Here is a 23539-nt window from a genome sequence, read left to right as displayed (position 1 = left end):
CATGTTGAAAAATATTCTTGCCCGTCTCTTCGGCACGATCGGCCTTCTGTTCACCTTCAGCCTGATCGTTGCCGGCAGCGTCTGGTACCTCGGCCCGCTGCTCAAGATCGGTGATTTCCGTCCCCTGGACGGAACCGGGCAACGTCTCGTTGCCCTGGCAGCCATCGTCGCCATCGACGTGATTGCAATCCTCGGGATTTTGCTCGTCCGTCGCTCCCGCGACCGCAAAATGACCGAAGCCATTACCCGCAGCGTCCCGGAAACAAACAGGTCCAACGACGACGAAACAGTCGAAGCGGAACTGGGCGAGCTGCGCAAGCGCTTTACCGAAGCCATGGCGTTCCTGCGAAAATCCAAGCTCGGCGGCCGCTTCAGAACACGCTACCTCTATCAGCTGCCCTGGTACATCATCATCGGGCCGCCCGGCGCAGGCAAAACCACCGCGATCGTCAACTCCGGGCTCCGCTTTCCCCTGGCCGAACGCATGGGGAAAGCGGCGATCAGCGGGATCGGCGGTACCCGCAATTGCGACTGGTGGTTCACGAATGAGGCCGTCCTGATCGATACTGCAGGCCGCTATACGACCCAGGACAGCCAGCGCAACGTGGACGCCAAGGCGTGGACCGGCTTCCTCGACATGCTCAAGAAGCATCGGCGTCGCCAGCCGATCAATGGGGCCATGATCGCGATCAGCCTCTCTGACCTCTCCCTGCTCAATGAACACGAGCGGCAGGACCATGCCATCGCCATTCGCACCCGCCTGCACGAACTGCGGCAAAAACTCGGCGTGCGGTTCCCTGTCTATATCCTTTTCACCAAGGTCGATCTGATCGCCGGGTTCCAGGAGTTTTTCGACAATCTGGGCGCACAGGAGCGCGAGCAGGTCTGGGGCTTCACGCTGCCTTGCGAGAAGAACGACCGCTCGGCCAATCCGGTCGCGTCCTTTGCAGCAGAGTTTCAAACCCTTGTCGCCCAGCTCTCCAATCTGAGCCTTGAGCGCATGCAGTCGGAGATCGACTACCAGCGTCGCAGCCTGATCGCTGGTTTCCCGGACCAGTTCGCGTCGCTGCGTTCGGTGGCCGAGGGGTTTCTTGGCGATATTTTCCAGGAAAGCCGCTACGAGGACAGCCAATTCCTGCGCGGTGTCTATTTCACCTCCGGCACGCAGGAAGGCACGCCGATCGACCGGATGATGATGGGCATGTCCCAGACCTTCGGCATTGGTCGTCAGGCCATCGGAACCGGACGTGGACAAGGGCGAAGCTATTTCCTGACCAGGTTGTTGAACCAGGTCATTTTCCCGGAGTCCGGTTTGGTCTCGGCCGACGATGCGGTCGAACGCCGGTATCGCTGGATCAAGCGCGGCATCATTGCCGCCGGGGTCGTCGCCTTTGTCGGTGCCGCGTCGGTCTGGAGCAACAGTTTCCTCGGCAACGTGGATCTGGTCGAAGGAGCGCGCGCGCAGATCGGTGAGTTTCAGGAGATCCGCCGCGAGATCCCTGGCAGCCCCATTGCCGATGCAAACTTGCCTCCGCTCGTCCCTGCCCTGAACACGTTGAAAGAGCTGCCGGGCAATCCGGCCGCCAGCGACCCGGAGCCGCCAGTCGAGCTGACTTTCGGTCTTTATCAAGGTGACACCATCGGCACGGTATCGGCCCAAGCCTATCGTGGAGCGCTCAATACGCTTTTGCTTCCGAGGCTGCTTTTCCGCCTTGAAGACCAATTGCAGGCCAACATCAACAATCGCGATTTTCTCTTCGAAGGCCTGAAGGTCTATCTGATGTTGGGTCTGCAGGGCGCAATGGATGCGCCGACTGTCAAGCAATGGATGGCAGCGGACTGGGCGCTTGAATTTCCTGGTCAGAACGAGCTTCAGGCAGATCTGGCTGCGCATCTGGATGAACTCTTGAACCAACCGATGCGCCGGATTGCACTCAACGGCCCGCTCGTCGAGCAGATCCAGTCGCTACTGGCGGAAACCCCGCTGGCCGAGCGGGTTTACCAAAGCATCGTCACGTCTCCTACGGCCAACCTCCTCCCGCCGTTCCGGATCACCGATGCAGGCGGGCCGGCCGTCTCCCGTGTCTTCCTCAGAACGTCAGGCAAACCGCTGAGCGCAGGCGTGGAAGGTGTCTACACGCACAAGGGCTTCTACGAATATTTTCTGCCCCAACTCGCCACTCTTGAAACACGGGTAAAGTTCCAGAGCCTCGTGCTTGGATCAAAGGCGGAAGAGGTCAATTCGGAAGCACTGGCACGCCTCGACCGTGACGTTCTTTCCCTTTATGAAAACGACTTCGTGTCCCGGTACGATGAGTTGCTCTCGGATGTCGACATCATCCCGATGGAAAGCGTTGGCCAGGCGACCCAGATCGTCAACATCCTGTCTGGCCCGACTTCACCGATCCGCAACATACTGAGTTCGGTGACCAAGGAAACCCAGCTGACCCGGCTTCCCGGCGATGTTGCAGCCAAAAGCACAGCGCTTTCCGCCGCCGGCAGGTTGGCCCGGGACGAGACGATTTCCTCGATCGATGCGACCCAGTTGTCGGTCGTCGGAGCACTGGTTTCCAGCGTGGAGGCCGCAAGCGGCGGCAAGACGGAAGTCCCCCCCGGCTTCTTCGTGGAGGAACGGTTCCGCCCCTTGCATGACCTGATCGTCTCGACCGACGGCCTGCCGTCCCGCCTAGATGAGGTCATGCAGCAGATGGTCGCCATCTTCGACCAGCTCAACCGTCTATCCCTGGGACAGAACACCGGGACCGGCATCGTCAACAAGCAGGCGACGCCGTCGGACGAACTTCAGGCGACCGCAACGCTCCTGCCCAATCCGTTGCAGCGTTGGGCCAACCAGGTTGTAGCGGCCTCCTCCAATGCCGCCGTGGGCGGTGCAAGAACCGAGCTGAACAGCAAATGGCAGGCCGATATTCTTCCCTTCTGCCAGCAGGCGATAAATGGTCGCTATCCGATCGATCCAAAGGCAAAGGCAGACATCGCCATTGCGGACTTTGGCAAGCTTTTCGCGCCCGACGGGTTGATCGACGGCTTCTTCAAAGAAAACCTTGCCCCCTTCGTTGATACGTCCACCGATCCCTGGCGCCTGAGACGGGTGAACGGCGTTGATATCGGCATTTCCACCGCCGTCATCTCCCAGTTCCAGAAGGCCCGGGAGATCCGCGACAGTTTTTTCCTCAATCCCGGTGCGCCTTCGATCACCTTCGATATCAAGCCCGTGGCACTGGACCCGAACGTTGAACAGGTCGTAGTGGAAATTGACGGACAGCCGGTGACCTACGCGCATGGTCCGCCTGAAGTCACGCCGCTCGTCTGGCCGGGCCAGGGTGGCGGCGGGCGCACCCGCGTCACCGTCAGCCCGTCTCGTCCCGACCTTAAGAACACCATTCAACTGGAAGGACCCTGGGCCTGGTTCCGGCTGCTGGACACGGCCGAAGTTCGCCGCACCAATGTCTCCGACCGCAACCGCGTCATCTTCAACCTTGGTGGGCGTATCGCGATCTTCCAGCTGCGGGCAGGATCGGCGCTGAACCCCTTCACCATCACGGCCCTCGACAACTTCGCATGTCCGAGTTCGCTATGACGGAGAAGGAATGGTCGGTGGGTTGGTTCGGAAAGCTCCCTTGCGTCGGCGACTTTATCCGCTCGGGCCTGTCTCCCCAGTTCATCTCCAATTGGGATGGCTGGATGCAGGCGATGATGGCCTCTGGGCGCGAAGCCCTCGGTGAGGCTTGGCAGACCTGCTACATGGAGGCGCCCATTTGGCGTTTCGCGCTGCCGCAGCACGTCTGCGGACCGCATCCGGTTTCGGGAATCGTCATGCCGAGCGTAGATCGGGTGGGACGCCATTATCCATTCTGCCTCGCCATGGAGGGACCATCCCAAATCAGGGCCGCGACCGCCTGGGACATCTATCAACGCCATACCCCCCTGTACGAGCTCCTTGAATCCATCGCTCTTGCCATGCTCGAAGACGGCGCTTCCGTCGACGGGCTCCAGGCAGCGCTGAGCGCATTCCCAAAGCGGCATGAATCCGCCCCACCGGTTGCAACATTTTCCGTCGGCAATGCAGATCTCATTGCTCAAATGACATCGGTTCAAAGCCAATTGGCCAACCTCGCAGTTCGAGGTGGCGAGACCTTGTGGGTTGCCGCTGTCGGGCCCGAGCATCGGACAATCTTGAGCCGGGGAATGCCCGATGGCCGGGACCTTGCCGCAACTCTGTTCAATTTGCACGACCCGGTCTGGCAAACCGATGACGAGGATGCAGACCTCCAGGGAGTTGAGGCATGACCGGTTCGTATCGCGCACACAGCGCGCGCACCCATGTTGGCCGGGTCCGCAAGATCAACGAGGATTCCATCCTTCTGCGTCCCGACATCGCTCTTTGGGGTGTCAGTGATGGAATGGGTGGTCACGCAGGCGGGGACTTCGCCAGCAGAACAATCGTTGAAGCGTTAAACCGGCTCCCGGCCAGCCTGCCACCGGCCGAGGTCATGAATGAGGCGAGAACTGCACTTCACGAGGCCCATGCGCGGATCAAGGAAGAGGCAGTGTCTCGAGCCCAGGGCCCTATCGGGGCCACCGTCGTGCTTCTTGCCCTGTCAGAGCGGCATTTCATGTGCTTTTGGGTCGGAGACAGCCGACTATACCGCCTTCGCCAAGGTGTCTTGAGCATGATCAGCTTCGACCATTCCGTTGTCGGGGAACTGGTTGAGCAGGGACAAATGACCTGGGAAGAGGCCGAACACTGCAATTTCAGCAACCAGATCACGCGGGCTGTCGGCGTCGGCGGCATGCTGGAAATCGACAAGCGACGGGGCGAAATCCTTCCCGGGGATCGCTTCTTGTTGTGCTCGGATGGCCTGTCTCAGTACGCAACCGACGCAGTGCTGCGCAAACACCTGACAGACAGCCCGATCGAGACCCTTGCCGACGACCTCTTGGACGTGGCCCTCGACGCGGGCGCGGCAGATAATGTCTCCGTCATTGCGGTGGAGGTCTGACACGCCATGCCCTGCTTCTGTACAGGTCCGGCCGAGCATGTTCGCAACTACTATGACTGGGGGATCACGCCGCTTTTGCCGACGTTGCCGTTGTCGCTCAAGCTGGCGGCGGCCCTCCCGGCCCTCGACCCGGCGAACCGGCTCGACATGCAGATTGCCGCTATGTTCGAGCCGGCACGTCTACCGAGGCTCGACTTCGGCGGCGGGGCAGCGTTTCAATTGGCCGCCACGTTCAATCTGATGGTGGGGAGTTTCAAGCTCGACGACCTGCCCATGTTCGAAATGCAGATGCAGCAGGCGGCGGCCAGTATCGAGTCCAACGTCTGGCCGCGGCTCGGCTATCTGACGACCTTGAAGCTGCAGCCGCTGATCAACTATGCACTCGTGGCCAGGCTGGTTCTGGATCTTCAGGACTTCGGACTCGATCCTTTTGAAATGGCAAGCGAACCGCCTGTCCCCTTCTCTCACAGCTTCAGCTTCTCGCCCGCATTGTCCCGGCCGCATCTCGAAATGGTCAAGATCCTTGGCGGCCTTCCGGCGTTGGCGATGTTGGGTGAAACGCTTTCCCTGCCGCCCCTGGGGAGCCCGGATAGCTATTCCGGCCTCGGCAATTTTTTCGGCAAGATGGCGGACCTGAGACCACCGCACCTGTCGATCCCCCTGCCGATGTTGACGAAGCTTGCCTTGGTGCTGGAGTCGCTGGCTACCATCAATGAGGCCTTCGGGCAGGGATTTTCCCCTGCGAAGGTGCGCCGCGTGCAGCTGATGCTGCAAAACTGGTCACACTTCAATATCCCGCTCCCGCTGGAAGCCCTTCGCCTGAATGCGATGCTGCAAACCCTGCCGGCCCTGGAGGATTTCAGACTGGGAGAACGAATGGCCGGGTCGAGCAGCTTCGCCGCGCCCTCCTTTCACTTCTCTCCGCCGCGCCTGGCGATCGCACCCTTCCTGAATGTCATGCTGGCACTTCAGGGCAGCCTGCAGTTTGCAATCGACATGCCCGCGTTCGACATGTGCGGCCTGTGCCCCTTTGCCTGATCGTCTTTGCCTGAACAACTGGGCCTGAACATCTGCGCCTTGAAATGAAAAAGGGCCGGCGCCCCTGCGCGCGCCGGCCCATCGGGTCCCTCAGCAGCTCGTTCATCGGCCGACGCCCTGGGAGGTGCGGGTCCTCATTTCCAAAGGATGGCGGCGAGCTGAGCCAGCCCTCTCAACCCTTGGTAATCACCTTCGCCTTGAAGAGCATCTGGAGGAAAGCCTTGGAGTTCATTTTAGCGATCGTGGAGTCCTTCGGTTCCTCCTTCTGGACCTTCGAGCAAGCCGATTGAAACAGAACCCGGTCATTGTCGTTCATCGCTTCCACGAGAATGCCGAGCCACTTGTGGATGACCTTGTTCTTCGGGTCGGCAAAGCCGCAATTGGTGAGTGTCGCAGGCGTGATATTGATCTTCTGCTGCACGGCCTTCTCGCCCTTGGGTGCCTTGCCTCCCCGCAAGTCCTTCAGGAGGCCCGCAACGTCGAGATCCAATTTCTCCGCCTTGACCATTTTTTTCGCCAGCGTGGTGGCCTGCGCCATTTCACCAAGCGCGACGGCGAGCATGACCGACTTCAGAAGCTTGACGTCCTTGATTCCAAGATTGCGGGCAATCGCCGGCGCGTTCCCTAGGTTGCTCTTCGCTTCCTCAACCAGTTTGCGTTTGTGATACGCTTGGAATTCTTTCGTCTTGTAGAAATGAGGAATGACCTTGCGGTCGAACTCCTTGTGGAATTGGGCGACCATCATGTCCCGTACTTCGTCCCAGCCCCCGCCATTCTTTTCGCTCCCAGCGGCACGAGCGGCGTCCGCCTTTGCCTTGACGCGCGCATCGACCTTGACTGCATGGCGCGCCCCGGTGACGAGATATTGCGCATCGATCTCGGAAGCATTCGGCCTTTCGACCAGGAAGGTCAGCATATTGAAAATCTGCGGAATTTTTTTCGCGAAGCCTTCGAAAACCTCGTTTAGATCCGAGGTGGACATAAGGGCGTCGAAGGAGTCCGGATATGGCAACTTGTCAATCTTGATCGACATCTGGAAATCCCTTCCATTGATCTGGTTCGACCGCGCGGGGCCCATTCACCCCGCGCTGAAATCACGAGTGAACTGTCAGATCTCGCCAAGCCGACGCCATTGCAGCAGCTTTTCCCGGCTGACCTCGAAATGCATGGAATCTTCGCGCCCAAAGCCCGCGCCCCAAATCCAGCCTTCCTTCTTGAAGAAATCGGCCAGGAGAATGAGCCCGAGCTGCGTTTTGCCGTCTGCCAGGGTATCAAGCACTCCGTCGATATTGATATCCACCGCCAAACCGTAGGCGTGGGATGAGGCGGAGGCGATCGAACCGCGTATGCGGCGCACACACAGGGAACCGGCACTTTTGATCCGGTTGTAGAGCTCTGGCTCGAAGACCTGCACATTGGCGAAGATCTGGCGGATCGACACCAGGGCCGGTTCCAGCATCCGGGCCTTGATCGGCCCGACATCCTCGGTTTTCAGGAGACCGTTTAACTTCGAATTGGTCGCCGACTGGCAATCGTCCGTCAATTCCTCCCGCGGCAGTCCAATGAGCTGCTGCAGAAAGGAAGGCGTCGCAAGGGTCAATCCCTCGTTGGCAGATCTCCGGTCCGCAATCAGCACCACCTGGGCAAAGGAATCTTTCAGACTGTCGGAAGTGGCCGGACTTTCGACAGCAGGCTCCGGGTCATCCGCTTTCCCGGAAAGGCCCAAGGACATGCGAATGTCCAACCCGTCTACCCTTCCCTGAACAAGGGCGAGTTCTTCCCGCAAGGCAGCCATTTCCGTCTCCAGACCACTGGTATCGACCACAGACGGCGGCGGCGGGGCGAAATATTGCGCGGCCCAATGCCATGCAAAAGGTGTCGAGGCTATCGAAAGCGCGAGAAGAAAGCCGATGGCATAGCGCATAGGGTCATTTCCGGGCACGAACTGAGACGGCTCCGGCCCCAAGAGGTGACCGGCAGTTTCATCGGTAAGTGCCCGCGAGAAGAAAAAAGGTTCACAGCCCTGGGGAAAGTGGATTGCCCCAAGGTTTGCAGCCCCCTCTTTCGTCATTTCGAGGCAAGGAGGTCGGGATGAACACAAACAAATTCAGTGCGCCTGCAAACCGGTGATCAGCCGGTGCTGCGACCGAAGTCGCGATCTGCGGCGGTTCCGAAAAAGGGCGAGCGCGGCTCTGCAAGTTGCTCCGGCTCAAAGAGCGACTTCCGCATAGTACCGAGATACACGCTGTCCCGAGCCGCATAGGATGGCCAAGTAAGGCCAATAGCCGGCTCAACCTGAGGCGTCAGCGTTTCTCACTCTTCGTCAGGATAGACTGCTCATGACCTGCTTCCGCGTCCGGTTTTGACGTCAGGCAGGTAGCGGCCGCGGAAACGATGGGCCTTGACCTTCGAGATATCCTCAAGACAAGCGAGGCCTTCATCATCGCCCGGGAACGCCTTGACCTGAGACCCCAGAATTCCTCCAGTTTGGTATAGAGTCCGTCACACTCAGGAGACGGCCCGGCAGGATGCTCTTCGGTGAAGCAATTCTTCGCTTCAGCGCTCCCAAAAAAGTCCTGGAGCCTTCAGACCTTCGCGACGCGGAACCGCGAGACCTGGCGATAGGTTTCACCGGGTTGGAGCAGACTGGACGGGTATTCCGGGTGATTGGCGGTATCCGGCCAGGTTTGCGGCTCGATGGCGACCCCGGCAAGACGGCCATAGGGCTCGCCACAGTTGCCTTCAAAGGGCGCGGTATCCAGTGCGACGCCAGAATAAACCTGTAACCCGGGCTCGGTCGATTCCACGGTCAGACACAGGGCACCGGCCTCAAGCCGGCACATTTCACGCAATTCATCGCCGCGCGCGCCGGACAGGCAGAAATTGTGATCGAGGCCCGCATCGGGGACCTGGGGCATGCGATAGTCGAACACCGTCCCTTCCACCGGCGCAGGCGCTCCGAGAGGGATCAACATGTCATCGACCGGAAGATAGGTCTCCGCCGGAACGGTCAATCGATGGCCGGTTACATCCGCCGATCCGTCCAGGTTCCAGTAGCAATGAAAGGCCGGGGCGAAATGCGTCAGCGCATCGCTCGTCGCCTCTATGACGATCTGCAGCGCGCCGTCGTCTTCCAGCACATAGGTCACCCGCACATCGATATTTCCGGGAAACCCGCAAGTCCCGTCAGCATGCCGACAGGAAAAGGTACAAGACCGCCGGTCCGCATCGGCCAGCGTCCAGTTGATCTGGCCGAAGCCCTTGCTGCCACCATGCAGGGTGGTCGCGCCGGCTTCGTTCCGGTCAAGGGAATAGCTTGTGCCGTCCAGCTCGAACCGACCTTTCGCAATCCGGTTGGCAACGGGTCCGACGATGGCACCGAAATAGAGCATCGGTCCGAAATAGGCCGCCGGTTCAGGGCATCCCAGGACGAGGGAGTGATCGACATCGTCGCGCCGGAAGTCCTGGAGGCTGGCGCCCCAGGTCATGAATGTCGCCCGGCTGCCGCCGTTGCTGACCGATACCTGCAATATATCCTGGCCCTGCGGAGACGCTCCACAAATGCGCACGTCCGCCTCGGGTAACTTCGTCATCATCAAATCCGCCAAGGATCGCTCCCACCTGCGATATCACGCAATTAAAATGGAAGTCGGCGAAGGGCTTCGCCGACCAGACTGAACCAAACCTCATGCCTTGCCAGGGGTCGCCTTCACCGCTCCCGGCGCGAGCGAAGCAAGCACATTTGCCTGTCGCCGGGCACTGCGGTGTTTCGAAATCTGGTTGTCGGCAATGACCCCAAGCAGGATAACGCTGCCCATCACGGCAAAGTTCAGGGACGACGGAATACCCAGCAGGTTCACAAGGTTCTGCAACATCTGCAATAGAACGACCCCAAGCACAACACCGATGATCGAACCTTCACCACCGCGAAGGGAAAACCCGCCGAGAACCGCAGCCGCAATCGCGTAGAGCTCGTAGAAGCTGCCATGCGACGCCGGGTGAATCGATCGCGTGTACATGGCAAAGAAAATTGCCGAGAAACCGGTCAGGACAGCACAGATCACATAGGCAGCGACGATCACCTGACGCGTATTGATACCGGAATAGCGCGCTGCCTCCTCGTTCTTGCCGACCGCAAAGAGGTGCCGACCGAACACCGTCCGGTGGAGAACAAACCAAGCAACGACGGCGATGACCGCAAAGGCGATGAACGAATGCGGCACTCCGGCGGTTCGACCCGCGACCAGCCACTCCAGCGCAGGAAAGTCGTCCCCGAACGAGAATCCGGCCGTGCCGTCCTTGGTGTAGAAACGCGCAATACCGCGATAGATCAGCAGCCCGCACAAGGTGACAACAAAGGGCTGAAGCCTGAGTGCGGTCACCAACCAGCCATGGACCGCGCCGAGCCCTCCACCGATCAGCATCACGATGAGGCCGGCAACCGGCCATGAAACGCCCTGGTTCACGATCAGATCGACGAAAATCACGCCCAGTAGTGCGATGATAGATCCAACCGACAGCTCAATCCCGGCCGTCACGATCACGAAAGCCTCGGCGATCGAAAACAGGCCGAACAGCCCGATCAGATTGGCGGTGTTGGCGAGATTGATCGGCGACAGGAAGCGTGGATTGATCACCGCGACCACCGCCCCGACCACCAGTACCAGCACCGCCAGCCCAATATCCTTCTTTTGCATTCCAGTTCCCCAAACCCTAGCTGACGGCAAGCCGCAGGATGCCTTCCTCACTCAGTTCATTCGAATTCAGAACGCCTGTAATGCGCCCTTCGCACATGACAGCGACGCGGTCCGAGACACCGATGACCTCTTCCATGTCACTGGAAATCATCAGGATCGCGACCCCCTCGTCCGCCAGCGCCTGCATCAGGTGATAGACTTCCGCCTTGGCCCCGACGTCGATCCCGCGCGTCGGCTCGTCAAAGATGATCACCTTCGGCCGCATGGCCAGCCATTTTGCCAGCACGACCTTTTGCTGGTTGCCGCCCGAGAGCTCGGCGGCTGCTTGCCCGAGAGACGAGGCCTTGATTGCCAATCGTTTCCTGGATCGTTCACCCAGATCTTTCTCACGGTCCCGCTCGACGAAGCCAAAACGCGCCAAATGGGACAACCCCGGAAGCACGATGTTCTCGGCAATCGAAAAATCGAGCAGGAGGCCCTGCTCCTTGCGGTTTTCCGGAACCAGAGACATGCCCGCCTCGATTGCCGCGACCACGGACTGCGGCGGTAGTGGAGTGCCGTTGAGCACGACTTCCCCGTCAAGTGTCGGATCCACCCCGAAGGCCGCGAGCGCGAGTTCCGTCCGCCCAGCGCCAGCGAGCCCGGCCAGACCCAGGATCTCGCCGCTTCGCACGCTCAGACTGACGCTCGCGCCCGGATAGGCTGTCGTGCGAACGCCGCGAAACTCCAGAACTGCCTCAGAGATTCTGTGCGGTTTCTTTTCGTAGAACTGGCGCGTATCACGGCCAATCATCATCCGGACCATCGTGTCCTTCTTGATGTTCTCTCCGGTCAGCTCGCCAGCGTTCCGGCCGTCCCGCAGGCAGACCACCCGATCGGCGATTTCCTCGACTTCGGACAGGCGGTGGCTGATGAATAGCAGCGCAACGCCCTGCGCCTTGAGTTCCTTCAGCACCTGCAGAAGCCGTTGGGTCTCTGACAATGTCAGGCTGGAGGTTGGCTCATCGAGAATGACGAGACGAGCATTCAGCGACAACGCACGGGCTATTTCCAGGATCTGCTGATCCGCCAGCGACAGTTCGGAGACAAGTTGATGCGGACCGAAACGCGCCCCGAGCCGGTCTAGGATCGGCCGGACCGACCGAGCCATCGCCTCGCGGTCCATCATGCGCAGAAATCCGCGGCGCAGCTCGCGACCGAGCAGGATGTTACCCGCGACGTCAAGATTGGTGAAAGGGTTCAATTCCTGATGCACGAATGCAATGCCGTGATCGGCCGCGCTTGCCGGCGTCAGGCGGGCATGCTCGGTGCCATCGATACGAATACGGCCTGCATCCGGCACAACGGCGCCTCCGAGAACCTTCATGAGCGTCGACTTGCCGGCTCCGTTCTCACCGATCAGGCCGATCACCTCCCCACCACGGATGGCCAGGTCCACATTTTCAATGGCCACCACCCCCGGATAGACCTTGGTGACGCCCGATAGCTTAAGATCGATTGTTCTGTTTCCGGATCTCAATGCCCGCTCTCCACTGAACGCTGGCAATCTGCGTCAGCGACACAGGTCACGACAGGATGGACGATCGGTTGCACGGGCCGGTGTATCGGCCCGTGCAACCTCACGGTCAGCTCGGGAGGGCCAACTATCCCTTGATCCGGGCGGTCAGCTCCGCCTGGAACACATCGACGTTGGAAGCATCGATGACCTTGGTCGGAACAATGATCAGGCCATCAGCCGGGATGCCCGACTTGTCGCCCTCAAGGAATTTCGCCATCAGGTGCATGCCCTGGTATCCCCACTGGTAGGGGTCCTGGACGACAGTCCCGGCAAAGCTGCCTTCACGGACGGCGCCAAGCGTGATCGGATCCTCGTCGAACGCGATGACGGTGATCTCGCCCAGCTTGCCGGCAGCCTGAAGCGCTTCATAGATTTTCGGCGGGTTGTAGGAATAGAACCCGACCATGCAGTTGATTTCCGGATTGGCGACCAGAACGTCATCGACATTCGAGCGCGCCCGCGGGAAATCCACATCGTCGCCGCGCACGTCAACGAGCTCGATACCCTTGCCCTCAACCGCCTGGCGGAAGCCGGCGATACGTCCCTTGGCATTGTCCGCTCCGAGGAACCCGACAAAGCCCATGCATTTGCCGCCATCCGGCAGGGCCTTGACCGCGATTTCGCCCGCCTGAATTCCAGCCGCGGTATTGGACGAACCGAGATAGGCAATTCGGTCACTCTCGGGCGCATCACTGTCCGTGGTGAACAACGGCACCTGAGCTGCGATCCGGTTGAATGCGCCAATCGACGTTTTCGGATCGACCGACGAGATCATGATGGCGTCAGTGCCGGCCGCCACAAGGTCATCCATCAGCGCGTTTTGCAGTGCGGCCGTGCCCTGGGCGGGATAGCGGAACTGCAGGTCATAGCCCGGCAACTCCGCCTGTGCGGCCTTGACCCCTGCTTCCGACAGTTTCCAGAAGTCGGAAGCCGCGTTCACAACGAACGCAAGGGACGGCTTGTCTTCCGCCTGCGCAACCCCCAGCGCAAACGTCGACAATGCCACGGCGCATATTGTCAGTCTGAATGTCATGCCTTCCTCCCATTTCGCAGGCGCTCCCCGTCGCCCGCTTACAATTTATTAGTAATATTATTAATACTATCAATCAACGAAAATAAGGTGCTTTATTCCAAAAAAATCGAATTATTGACATACTTCCTCTACGGGATCTTCAGTTTAACGAGTTCCCCGCTGGACCGAACGCAAGATCGCTTGGGCCACAAAAAATCCGCCGGGCCAAGACGCGCCCGGCGGCAGGAGGAACATCTGATCAGTTGTTGGCGCAGAAACCCGGATCTTCCTGATTACAAACATCCAGCCCCGTGTAGAGCGGGTCATCAACCTTCTCGCCGTTGATGAGCTGGATCATGACATCAGGAGCCTTGTAACCCATCTCGAACGGCCGTTGGCCGACCTGCGCATGGCTGCGACCTTCCCGAAAGGCTTTGGTCTGAGGAGGAAGCGTGTCCCCTGCGATGATGATCAGATCCTTTGACTTCAGCTTGTCCATCACCTGATCCGTCACCTGGGTATAGGCCTGAGGCGCAAACTGGGCCCATCCCCCGATCAGGATGAACGCATCGAGATCCGGATTGGCAATGAAGGTATCCGCCATCTGCTGGTTGGCAAGATCGGCCTGGTCGTTCGTGAAGACCGGACATCCCTCGATCTCGGACCAGCCGTTCTGGCCGGTCAGCCGGTCAACACCTTTCGCCCCGGCCGCCGTATCGCGGAAGCCCTGGGCCCGGGCATTGATGTTGTCGGCCGCAACGTTGCCGAGCTGCAGGCAGACCGAACCGCCATTTGGCTTCAAGATGGCAGCCTCCTCCGCCATCTTGACACCCATCAGGTAATTGTCGGTGCCGAGATAGGTCGCCCGAATATCGCGATCCGCCTCAAGGAAATCGGCGTCAACGGTCATCACCGGAACGCTCGGCGCAATCTGGCGCACGCGGTTTGCCATCGCAGGTGCATTTGACGGCGAGATCGCGATCGCGGCAACGCCGCGGGTCAGCAGATCATCGACGATCTGGACTTCGCCCGCCTCATCGGCAGAGGAAGCCGGACCGGTGTAGAGGCATTCGTATTCGCTGTCCGCATTCTCGGACATCCACTTCTTGCAACCCAGATTGATCTGCTCGAAGAACGGATTGTCGAGACCCTTCACAACGATGGCCAGGGTCTTCTTGTCCGCCGCCTGACCTGCTGTCGCCTGCAAGGCCATGACCATTGCAGCCCCGAGCAATAGAATTCTGTTTCTCATTCAACTCACTCCCTTTGGAAAGTTATGAAGGCCCCGGAGCGACTACCCTGGGTACCAGACTGTGCGGGGATCTTTGGCGTCCCTTCTGTAGTCCCAGGCTCTGTCGACCAGAGCCTCGAGATCGACTTCCGGCGCCCATCCGAGCAGATGGCGCGCCTTCGAATTGTCCAGCCAGTTGCTATGAAAGGGTGTCGGGATATCGGCCACGGCACAGCCCCGGGACACCGCCAGATAGTGCGCCAGCCGGCCATAGCAGACCGGTTCGTTCATCGAGATGTTGAATAGCGCCTGATGAGCCTTCGGATTGTCGAGCGCAGCCAGGATTGCGGCAACCAGATCATCCACATGCACGAAGTTCCGACGCAACGGCGCACCCGTCACATCCCGCATGAGCGGCACATGGTTGCCCTTCCGAAAGGTCTGCAGGTCCTCGTCACCGATCAGCTCACCCCATGACGGCCCGCCGAACTGGTCCAGACCGAAGGACAAGGCATATTTCAGGTCATCCTTGTCCATGATCCACGGCGCCCGCAGGACGCAGCCGTTCACCCCGTACTGGAACTGATACTGCTCCAGCATCACCTCCTCGAGGATCTTGGTCAGCGCATAGCACCCCGGATAGGCCTTTCTGGGAGCCTCTTCCGTGATCGGCGCGGGATAATCCTGAAACATGTGACCTACAGAGCAATCCCCCCCGACCAGGACAAACTGGCGCGCCGTTTCAAGTCGGCGGAACCGCTCCAGCATGACGAACATCCCCTTGATGGAGACATCGATCGCCATGCCCGGACTCTCCTTGACCGCCGCCATGTGAAGTACGTGGGTCACCCCGTCCATTGCCCGGTCGATGACGCTCTCATCAGCAATCGAGCCGCGCAGAACGTCGACCCGTGCCCCACCCTCGATCATGCGGTTGTTGCAAAGGGCAACAAGGCTCCAGCCGCGAAACGCACCCGAGGCGAGAAACTTCGGCAGGAACACCTGCCCGACCTTACCGGCCGCTCCGGTCACCAGAAGCTTCATGCCACCCTCCCAATTTTTATTAATAATATTTACTAATAATTATTAGTCAAGTAAAGATGCGTTATCAAGGCGTCATTACGCAGCCGCGGTTTGGATTGAGGCGCTGAACGAAAATAAAACGACGGGAATGGTTTCCTAGAGGGAGGAAATATGACGTCTCGGTTGAAATTATCGGGAATTTCCAAGAACTTCGGCGCAATTCAGGCGTTGAATGAAGTCTCGCTCGACATCGCTCCGGGCGAAGTCGTAGGCCTGATGGGGGACAATGGCGCGGGAAAATCGACCCTGGTAAAGCTTGTCGGCGGGAACTTCAGGCCTTCGCACGGCACAATTGCCGTCGACGGCGTTCCGGTCGACTTCCACAAGCCGTTGGACGCACAGCAGCAGGGCATCGAGATCGTCTACCAGGACCTCGCCCTCTGCAACAACCTGTCGGCTGCGTCCAACGTCTTCCTGGGCCGCGAACCCAAACGCACCTTCGCCGGCATCAAGGTGATTGACTACCCTTACATGTATCGGCGTTCCGCCGAACTCTTTGCCTCCCTGAAGTCCGAGACGCGGCCGCGTGACCTGGTTCACCGCATGTCCGGTGGCCAGCGGCAGGCAGTCGCAATCGCGCGCACACTCCTGTCCAATCCAAAAATCGTTCTGATGGACGAGCCGACAGCCGCGATCTCCGTGCGCCAGGTCGCCGAGGTGCTCGACCTGATCCGCAGGCTCAGCAACCATGGCATCAGCGTGATCCTGATCAGTCACCGCATGCCCGACGTCTTCGCCGTTTGCGACAGCATCGCGGTCCTGCGCCGAGGGCAGCTCGTTGCAAGCAAGGCGGCGCTCGACAGCTCGCCTGAAGAAATCACCGGCCTGATTACCGGCGCAATCGAAACGGCTTGAGGGGAAGCAAACGTATGACGACCATGACGACACTGGAACAAGCGATCGACCTGAGCCAGCACCGCAACACCCTGTCCCGACTGATGGGCACACAAGTCTTCTGGGTTTTCGTGGCAGCCGTTCTGGCCTGTTTGGCCCTTACCCTCATGACCGACACATTCGCCACTCAGAGAAACCTGTTCAACGTCGCCCGGAATTTCGCCTTCGTCGGCCTGGTCGCGATCGGCATGACGTCCGTGATCGCCTCTGGCGGCATCGACCTTTCCGTCGGCTCGACGGTCGTGCTCACCGCCATGGTGATCAGCGTCATGATGTCCGAAGGCAATCCGTTCTGGGTCTCCGCCCTGGTGGCGCTGGCGACCGCCCTTTCGGTCGGCCTCGTCAATGGCCTTCTGATCGCCTATCTCGGAATGCCCGCCTTCGTTGTGACGCTGGGCATGCTGTCAGCCGCCCGTTCGCTGGCCATGGTGCTGTCGAACAACAAGATGATTTGGGAGTTCGGACCCGACCACGATATGTTGCTCTGGATCGGCGGAGGCTCAACTCTCGGCCTGCCCCATCCGATCTACTTCCTTGCGATCCTGACCGTCGTGATGACGATCGTGTTCCGCTGGACCCAATGGGGGCAATATGTCTTTGCCATTGGCGGCAACGAACAGGCAGCGGTGCTCACCGGCATCCCGGTCAAGCGCATCAAGGTTTCCATCTACATGTTCTCGGCGTTGACCGCCGGAGCTGCCGGCATTCTCATGGCCGGCTGGCTCGGCAGCGTCACGACAAACCTCGGCCAGGCCATGGAGCTGACGGTGATCGCGGCGGCCGTCATCGGCGGGGCCAATCTTGCGGGCGGCAGCGGCACGGCGCTCGGCGCAGCCATCGGCGCCCTGCTGATCGAGGTGATCCGCAATTCGCTCATCCTGCTCGGCATATCGACATTCTGGCAGGGAACGTTCATTGGCAGCTTCATCATCATCGCGGTTGCTTTTGACCGCCTGAGAAACCTGAGGTCGATGGATTAAAACATGAATGCATCCAAGGGCATGTTTGAAACTTGCACGGCATTGAAAGTTGCAATTCCTGCCTTTTCCAGCTAGGCAACGAAGACGTGCGCATCGATTGTCCGGCATAAAAGGGTACCTGAACGATAATGGCGAGAAGACCTCGAGCAAGCGGAGACCGTCGACGTCCCACGATGATGGATGTTGCCGCGGTTGCCGGCGTTTCTCAGGCCACCGTATCGCTGGTCCTCAACGGAAGCCTTGGCGCCAAACTCAGCGATTCCACCCGCAAGCGCGTTCACGACGCAGCCCAGGAGCTCGGATACACGTTGGTCCGCCGCACCGCCCAGGCGGCCCCCGAAGGTCGGTCCAACATCGTCTTCGTTGCCGATGAGGTGACAACGGACCCCTGGATGGCGCTTGCCTTTGAGGGAGCACGCGACAAGGCACTCGAATCGGGCATCAATGTCTGCCTGTGCATCAGTCACGGCGATGCAGGCATCGAACAGATGATCGTCGAGCAGATGGGGCAATTGCCCTTGGTCGGCTTCATCTACGGCACGATCCTGACCCGCCGGGTCGATCTCGCCCCGGCGTTCGCCGATCAGCGGACAGTCCTCGTCAACTGCTATGATGCCAAGCGTTCGCTGCCCTCGGTGGTTCCCGGTGACCTTCTGGGAGGCCGCACGGCCACCGAACGCCTGATCAAGTCCGGCCACAGGCGCATTGGTTTCATCAATGGCCAGCAGGGCATCGATGCCTCGCGCGACCGCCTGAAAGGCTACCGACAGGCTCTCTCCAGCAACGACATTCCCTTTGAGCCCGCACTCGTACGGCCCGGCAACTGGGAACCCGTATCAGGCTATGAGCACACGAAGGTGCTGATGGCGCAGGACAATCCCCCAACGGCAATCTTCTGCGCCAACGACCTTATGGCCATTGGCTGCTACGAGGCCCTTTCCGAACTGGGAAAACGCGTTCCGCACGACGTGTCGGTGATCGGTTTCGACAATCGGGACATTGCCAAGAACATTCATCCGCCGCTGACCACTGTCACCCTGCCCCATTACGAAATGGGAGAGATCGCGGCGGAACAACTGATCGATGCAGCGAGTGGCCTGCAGGGCGGACCGGCGCAGATAAAGGCGGAATGTACACTCGTGGAGCGCACTTCCATCAAGAATCTCGCCTGAGTGCCCCGGCTTCGCTCCCCGCAGAAATCCGGCCACCGTACCTATCAGTTTCAAGTCGGCCCTGGAACGCTTTCATCGGCGTCGGACAGCTTCTGCACAACAGCCAAAGTCCATCATCGTTTTCCATGATGCCGACCGCGTGAAGGTCGTTGACGCCCGGACCATACCACTCGCGCACCGCGTTGGGGCCCTCACCAGCCATCCAACGCCATCACCGCCTTTGGAGGCCTCGGACGCGTACTTCTTCCGCCACGCATAGAGAGAATGGGCGCTCACACCCAGGCGCTGCGACACTTCCGCAACCGGATAGCCTCGCTCCGTGATCTGACACACCGCGCCACGTTTGAAATCTTCAGTGCAATTGTTCGTGCCCATGAAGACCTCCTTGCCTCAAATTAAGGGAAGAAGGCGTCTACAAATCTAGGGGCGTTTCATAGCGATTTCCTGCCGTGGCGTCAAAACTGCCCCCATTCCATATCTGGCGTTCGTGCTAATCAAGGATCCGCGCCTCACGAGAACAAAGGCCACGTTCAAGACGCAAGATTCCGCTTATATATCTTGACTTTGGGTTTATACCCGAGATTATGAACAAAAGCCTTTGGGAGGAGGAAGAATGGCGGGAATCGAGCTAGCCAATGTGTCCAAGAGTTTTGGCGCCTTGAAGATCATAGATGATCTTTCTCTGAGCATACGGTCCGGTGAACTCGTTGTCTTCCTCGGACCCTCAGGCTCGGGAAAGTCCACGTTGCTGCGCATGATCGCAGGCCTGGAAACCATCGACGCGGGGTCTCTCCTGATCGACGGCAAGGCCAGCGAACACCTGCCTCCCGGCAAGCGCGGTGTTGCCATGGTATTCCAGAACTACGCGCTCTATCCGCACATGACGGTTCGCCAGAATATGGCCTTCGGCCTTCAGAACATCGGCATGAGCTCAGATAAAATCGAAGAACGCGTTCAGGAAGCGGCGAAAATACTCGAGATGGACAACCTGCTGGACCGGCGCCCCTCACAACTCTCCGGCGGGCAGCGCCAGCGTGTCGCGATCGGACGTGCCATCGTCAAGGAACCGAAGGCTTTTCTGTTTGACGAACCGCTCTCCAACCTCGACGCCGCATTGCGCGTACGCACGCGTGTCGAACTGGCAGAGCTTCACCAGCGGCTTCAGGCTACGATGATCTATGTTACGCACGACCAGACTGAGGCGATGACACTTGCCGATCGGATCGTTGTCCTCAACAATCGGAAGATCGAGCAGATCGGCACACCTATGGAGGTGTATCTTCGCCCCAGTTCGCGCTTTGTCGCCGGTTTCGTCGGCAGTCCCGGCATGAACTTCATGACGGCCAACATTGATGTCGCCAGCCAGCCGCTTGCACGCCTTGGCGACGGTGCAGCACTTCCCCTCGACTTCAAAGTTCCCGGTCCGGGAACTTACGAACTCGGCATACGACCGGAAGGTGTCCGGGTTCTTGGCACGCCAGACAGCCCCTCCACTTCCCATGCCAAGGCAGGTGTTGTCGAGCGGCTAGGAGAGCGAACACTGGTATATTGTACACTTGAGGACGGCACTGAACTGATTGCGCAGGACAGCGGTCGTTCGGGTATCACCCCGGGCGACAAGGTCAGCCTGGAATTCGATGCCTCCGCAGTTCATCTGTTCGACCACTTCGGTCAAGCTTACCACGCGGACTGATGGCAGCGCGGGACACCGTGTTTGACACACGGGCTCCCTTTTGCACAGATCCGGATCTGCCCCGAGACTAGATTTTCAGCCCTTGATACCGGCAGACAAGGTGATCGCCTGTGTGACCTTGCGCTGGAAGACAAGGTACGCCAAAGCCACCGGCAGGCCGGCAAGGACGGCGGCGGCGAGTTCGCGTGCATAGTAGACGCCAAAGGCGTCATTGACCTGGGTAATGCCCACCGTGATCGTCATCATCTCGGTCTTGGTCACCGCAAGGAATGGCCACAGAAAAGCGTTCCACGACCAGATGAAGACGACGATCGAGAGTGCGGTCGTCACACCCCAGTTCATGGGCGCATAGACCCTTGTCAGGATACGCCATTCCGACGCGTTATCCATTACTGCCGCCTCGCGGAAATCCTTGGGCACATTGTCGAAGAATTGCTTGTAGACGATGATGATCACCGGGTGGATCAGCTGCGGCAGGATGATACCGGACCATGTGTTCAGAAGCTTCATTCCGGCGATGAGCTCGAAGTGATTGATGATCAATGTCTGAGTGGGCACCATGAAGCTGGCGAGAATGAGCCACCACAAGGGCTTGCGCAGCGGAAAATCCAGCTGGGAGATTGCATACCCGCACAGCAGCGACGAGCTGACAGTCAGGACCGTGACGCCGACTGCCGTCGCCACAGAGTTGAGATACCAGACCCCAATCTGTGTCTTGGTCAGCGCGTGAGCGTAGTGTGCGAACGTCAGCGTCTCCGGCCAGAGTTCGATGTAGGGCCGGACGACTTCGTCCTCCGGCTTCAGAGAAGACACGACCCCCCAATAAAGCGGAAACGCCCAGATGACGGCGCCGATCACCGTAAGAAGGGTGATGACCAAGCCGGCGATATTGAGCCGTTGGACTGTCTCGGGTGTCATTTGCCCCGTGCTCCCGACAGCCGCGTGAGCTGGAAGTTCATCACCGATACGATGATGACGATGACGAAGAGAACCACGGCCACCGCAGCCGCGCGGCCGCCCTGATTGGACTGGAAGGCGCGCTGGAAGACATAATAGACCATAACCAGGTTGTCGTTCGGGCGCCCTCCCTGGGAGAACAGGTAAACCTGATCGAAGATCTTCATTTGCGAAATGAGCTGAATGGTGAAGACCAGCGCGGTGACCGGCCATAACAGGGGCCAGGTGATACGCCGGAAAGTCGAATACCTGCTGGCATTATCAAGCGAGGCCGCCTCGTAGATCTCCTGCGGAATGGCGCGGATGCCGGCGAGAAACAGCAGGATCGAGAACCCGGCCGTCCACCAGATGGTCACCACCGCGACCGCGGGCATGAACCACTCGGTAGACTTTGTCACCGGCACTCGCTCGAGCCCTATCCAGTCCAGAACATGCATCGCTATGCCGAACTGAAAATTCAGCGTCCAGTCCCAGATCAGATAAACCACCGAGACCGGCAGAATGTATGGCAGGAAGAACATGGCCAGCATCACGGATTGCAGCCAGCCCTTGAGACGGCTGACCCCGAGCGCAATCGCCATGGCGATCAGAGTCCCCGGGATGACGGTCAGAACGATGAAGTAGAATGTGTTCCAGGCGGCCGTGTGAAAGCGCCGGTCTCTCGGCAGGCGTTCATAGTTTTCCGAACCAACCCACTCCCCCGCGCCGATCAGAGGCGCATCGGTGAAGCTGAGCATGAACATCTTGATCGTCGGATAGGCAAAGACGAGACCGTAGATCGCCAGGAAAGGCGCGATCAGCACCAGCGCCACCAACGCCTCGTTGTTCTTGTTCTTGAGCATCACGTGCCCTTCAAATGCAGTCCCGGTTCGGGGCCACCCCATGAAGGCGGCCCCATCCGGATCAAAGGTCGTTAAGCTCGATCTTGATTTCTTCCACGGCTTCTGCCGGATCCATTTCGCCGTTCAACGTTGGAACGAAATAGGTCGACATGACATCGAAGATTGGTCCCGCGATCCCGGCAAGCGCCGATTTCGGATCGAAGATCATGTTGTCCGTCAGCGACGAGTATGTCGCGTTCGGCTCCATGGCCTTGTATTCGGCACTCGCAGTGACGGGGCCGTAAGCCGGGATATGACCTGCGGTCGCCCAGAAGAGCGAGTTCCTGGATATCCAGCCAATGGCCTTTAGGACCGCATCACGCTTGGCTTCGCTCATTTCCACGCCCTTGTTGGCCGGTATGGCGAAGGAATGACTGTCGGCATAAGTGGAAGGATGATCGAAAATTACGGGCAATTCGACAGCGCCCCACTCGAACAAGGTGCCGTTCTTGTGTGCGTCGGTCATGGTGGGCACTTCCCACACGCCGTTGATCATCATGGCCGCTTCGCCGGAAGTGAACAGAGCAACGGTCGCCGGATAGTCGGTATAGGTTGACTGCAGCCCTTCCTTTGTCCATTCGGCGAGAACCGCGAGCGAATTCTGAAGCTTTTCGGCATTGTCGCCGGCAAGGAATTCGCCGTCGCTCATCAGTTCACCATCCTGCTGCCCCATGAGAGAGTAGATGGTGCGGAACATGAAGTTGCCGTCTGCAGTCACGCTGGCCAGCGGAAACGCGACACCGTTTTCCTTGAGAGCCTGAAGCGTCGCGGTGAACCCCTCACGCGAGTCCATGCCCTTGGGCCGCCCGTCTTCTGTCAGCATACCCGCGGCCGACAGAAGGTCCTTGTTGTAGTAGAGCACGATGGGATGGGTATCGAGCGGTACGGCATACTGCTTGCCGTCGACAGTCACCGCGTCCCAGGTGGAATCGGCATAGTCGCCCTTGCCTAGCCCCATCTTGCTCCAGTCGTCCGCGGTAATCTCGGTGAGGACACCCTGATCCACGGCCAGCGGTATACGGCTTGCGTGATAGGTCATGATATCCGGAGCTTCGCCGACTGCGACCGATGTCTGCACTTTGGAGTAGAACGGAACGCCCCATTCCAGGGTCGTCGCATCAATCGTGATTTCGCCCTCGTGGGCCTTGTTGAAATCATCGATCATCTGCTTCATCCGGGCACCGTCACCACCGCCCAGGAAATCCCACCACACGATGGTTTCCGCAGCCTGTGCCCCAGACACGGCCATTGCTGCGGCGACACAGGCGCCTGCCGCCAATCCTTTCAACGTGAACATTTAAACTTCCTCCCCTTCCTGTTCG

At 59.4% G+C, this 23539-nt stretch carries 19 protein-coding genes and 1 pseudogene; 8 read left to right on the top strand and 12 right to left on the bottom strand.

What is annotated here, in order from left to right; all coding sequences use genetic code 11:
• Window position 1: 1 nt before the first annotated feature.
• The 4 genes from tssM to ACN0SY_RS16580 are packed head-to-tail and all read left to right on the top strand — an operon-like array spanning window position 2 to window position 6059.
• Entirely contained in the window at window positions 2-3598 is a 3597-nt protein-coding gene (gene tssM / locus ACN0SY_RS16595) for a type VI secretion system membrane subunit TssM (RefSeq protein WP_417689076.1), read from the top strand.
• A complete protein-coding gene (tagF, locus tag ACN0SY_RS16590; protein ID WP_417689074.1) occupies window positions 3580-4308 on the top strand; it encodes a type VI secretion system-associated protein TagF in 729 nt (242 codons plus the stop codon). The genes tssM and tagF overlap by 19 nt, the downstream gene beginning before the upstream one ends.
• On the top strand, window positions 4305-5021 hold the full coding sequence (locus ACN0SY_RS16585) for a PP2C family protein-serine/threonine phosphatase (RefSeq protein ID WP_417689072.1): 717 nt from the start codon (window positions 4305-4307) through the stop codon (window positions 5019-5021). The genes tagF and ACN0SY_RS16585 overlap by 4 nt, the downstream gene beginning before the upstream one ends.
• 6 nt (window positions 5022-5027) lie before the next feature.
• Entirely contained in the window at window positions 5028-6059 is a 1032-nt protein-coding gene (locus ACN0SY_RS16580; RefSeq protein WP_417689070.1) for a hypothetical protein, read from the top strand.
• A gap of 172 nt (window positions 6060-6231) precedes the next feature.
• Here ACN0SY_RS16580 and ACN0SY_RS16575 read toward each other — a convergent pair whose 3' ends face one another.
• From ACN0SY_RS16575 to ACN0SY_RS16540, 8 genes are all read right to left on the bottom strand, one after another.
• Window positions 6232-7092 carry a hypothetical protein gene (locus tag ACN0SY_RS16575; RefSeq protein WP_417689068.1) on the bottom strand — a complete coding sequence of 287 codons (861 nt, stop codon included), beginning with the start codon at window positions 7090-7092 and terminating at the stop codon, window positions 6232-6234.
• A gap of 75 nt (window positions 7093-7167) precedes the next feature.
• Window positions 7168-7983, bottom strand: coding sequence for a M15 family metallopeptidase (locus ACN0SY_RS16570; protein WP_417689066.1), 816 nt, complete (start codon window positions 7981-7983; stop codon window positions 7168-7170).
• A gap of 661 nt (window positions 7984-8644) precedes the next feature.
• Window positions 8645-9652 (bottom strand): aldose epimerase family protein, encoded by a 1008-nt coding sequence (locus tag ACN0SY_RS16565; RefSeq protein ID WP_417689064.1) that lies wholly within the window; start codon window positions 9650-9652, stop codon window positions 8645-8647.
• Window positions 9653-9745: 93 nt separating this feature from the next.
• Window positions 9746-10756: an ABC transporter permease gene (locus ACN0SY_RS16560; protein WP_417689062.1), complete on the bottom strand. Its 1011-nt coding sequence runs from the start codon at window positions 10754-10756 to the stop codon at window positions 9746-9748.
• A 16-nt stretch (window positions 10757-10772) separates the two neighbouring features.
• The gene (locus ACN0SY_RS16555) at window positions 10773-12275 is read right to left on the bottom strand and encodes a sugar ABC transporter ATP-binding protein (protein ID WP_417689060.1); all 1503 of its coding nucleotides are present in this window, start codon (window positions 12273-12275) and stop codon (window positions 10773-10775) included.
• Between the two features lie 124 nt (window positions 12276-12399).
• Entirely contained in the window at window positions 12400-13347 is a 948-nt protein-coding gene (locus ACN0SY_RS16550) for a sugar-binding protein (RefSeq protein ID WP_417689058.1), read from the bottom strand.
• 238 nt (window positions 13348-13585) lie between these two features.
• Window positions 13586-14578 (bottom strand): substrate-binding domain-containing protein, encoded by a 993-nt coding sequence (locus ACN0SY_RS16545; protein WP_417689056.1) that lies wholly within the window; start codon window positions 14576-14578, stop codon window positions 13586-13588.
• Window positions 14579-14620: 42 nt separating this feature from the next.
• The gene (locus tag ACN0SY_RS16540; protein WP_417689054.1) at window positions 14621-15601 is read right to left on the bottom strand and encodes an NAD-dependent epimerase/dehydratase family protein; all 981 of its coding nucleotides are present in this window, start codon (window positions 15599-15601) and stop codon (window positions 14621-14623) included.
• Between the two features lie 150 nt (window positions 15602-15751).
• On the opposite strand from ACN0SY_RS16540, the gene ACN0SY_RS16535 reads away from it, so the two are divergent.
• The 3 genes from ACN0SY_RS16535 to ACN0SY_RS16525 all read left to right on the top strand — a co-directional run bounded on the left by ACN0SY_RS16535 (window position 15752) and on the right by ACN0SY_RS16525 (window position 18686).
• Window positions 15752-16495, top strand: a complete 744-nt coding sequence (locus ACN0SY_RS16535) for an ATP-binding cassette domain-containing protein (protein WP_417689052.1) — start codon at window positions 15752-15754, stop codon at window positions 16493-16495.
• Between the two features lie 23 nt (window positions 16496-16518).
• The gene (locus ACN0SY_RS16530; protein WP_417689331.1) at window positions 16519-17514 is read left to right on the top strand and encodes an ABC transporter permease; all 996 of its coding nucleotides are present in this window, start codon (window positions 16519-16521) and stop codon (window positions 17512-17514) included.
• 173 nt (window positions 17515-17687) lie between these two features.
• Window positions 17688-18686, top strand: a complete 999-nt coding sequence (locus ACN0SY_RS16525) for a LacI family DNA-binding transcriptional regulator (protein WP_417689050.1) — start codon at window positions 17688-17690, stop codon at window positions 18684-18686.
• A 225-nt stretch (window positions 18687-18911) separates the two neighbouring features.
• Here the strand turns inward: ACN0SY_RS16525 and ACN0SY_RS16520 are convergent.
• Window positions 18912-19061: pseudogene (locus ACN0SY_RS16520) on the bottom strand (transposase); the annotation flags it as partial.
• A gap of 238 nt (window positions 19062-19299) precedes the next feature.
• Between ACN0SY_RS16520 and ACN0SY_RS16515 the strand changes: the two are divergent.
• Complete coding sequence (locus tag ACN0SY_RS16515; RefSeq protein WP_417689048.1) at window positions 19300-20379, top strand: ABC transporter ATP-binding protein; 1080 nt, start codon at window positions 19300-19302, stop codon at window positions 20377-20379.
• A gap of 75 nt (window positions 20380-20454) precedes the next feature.
• Here the strand turns inward: ACN0SY_RS16515 and ACN0SY_RS16510 are convergent, their stop codons facing one another.
• From ACN0SY_RS16510 to ACN0SY_RS16500, 3 genes are all read right to left on the bottom strand, one after another.
• Window positions 20455-21297, bottom strand: coding sequence for a carbohydrate ABC transporter permease (locus tag ACN0SY_RS16510; RefSeq protein ID WP_417689046.1), 843 nt, complete (start codon window positions 21295-21297; stop codon window positions 20455-20457).
• Window positions 21294-22178: a carbohydrate ABC transporter permease gene (locus ACN0SY_RS16505; RefSeq protein WP_417689044.1), complete on the bottom strand. Its 885-nt coding sequence runs from the start codon at window positions 22176-22178 to the stop codon at window positions 21294-21296. The genes ACN0SY_RS16510 and ACN0SY_RS16505 overlap by 4 nt, the downstream gene beginning before the upstream one ends.
• A gap of 61 nt (window positions 22179-22239) precedes the next feature.
• The gene (locus ACN0SY_RS16500; protein WP_417689042.1) at window positions 22240-23514 is read right to left on the bottom strand and encodes an extracellular solute-binding protein; all 1275 of its coding nucleotides are present in this window, start codon (window positions 23512-23514) and stop codon (window positions 22240-22242) included.
• Between the last annotated feature and the right edge of the window lie 25 nt (window positions 23515-23539).

Origin of the sequence: Roseibium sp., from assembly GCF_048261595.1 — a bacterium.
Taxonomy (GTDB): domain Bacteria; phylum Pseudomonadota; class Alphaproteobacteria; order Rhizobiales; family Stappiaceae; genus Roseibium.
Note: the sequence above shows the minus strand (reverse complement) of the source record. Positions and strands in the feature narration are given on the sequence as shown.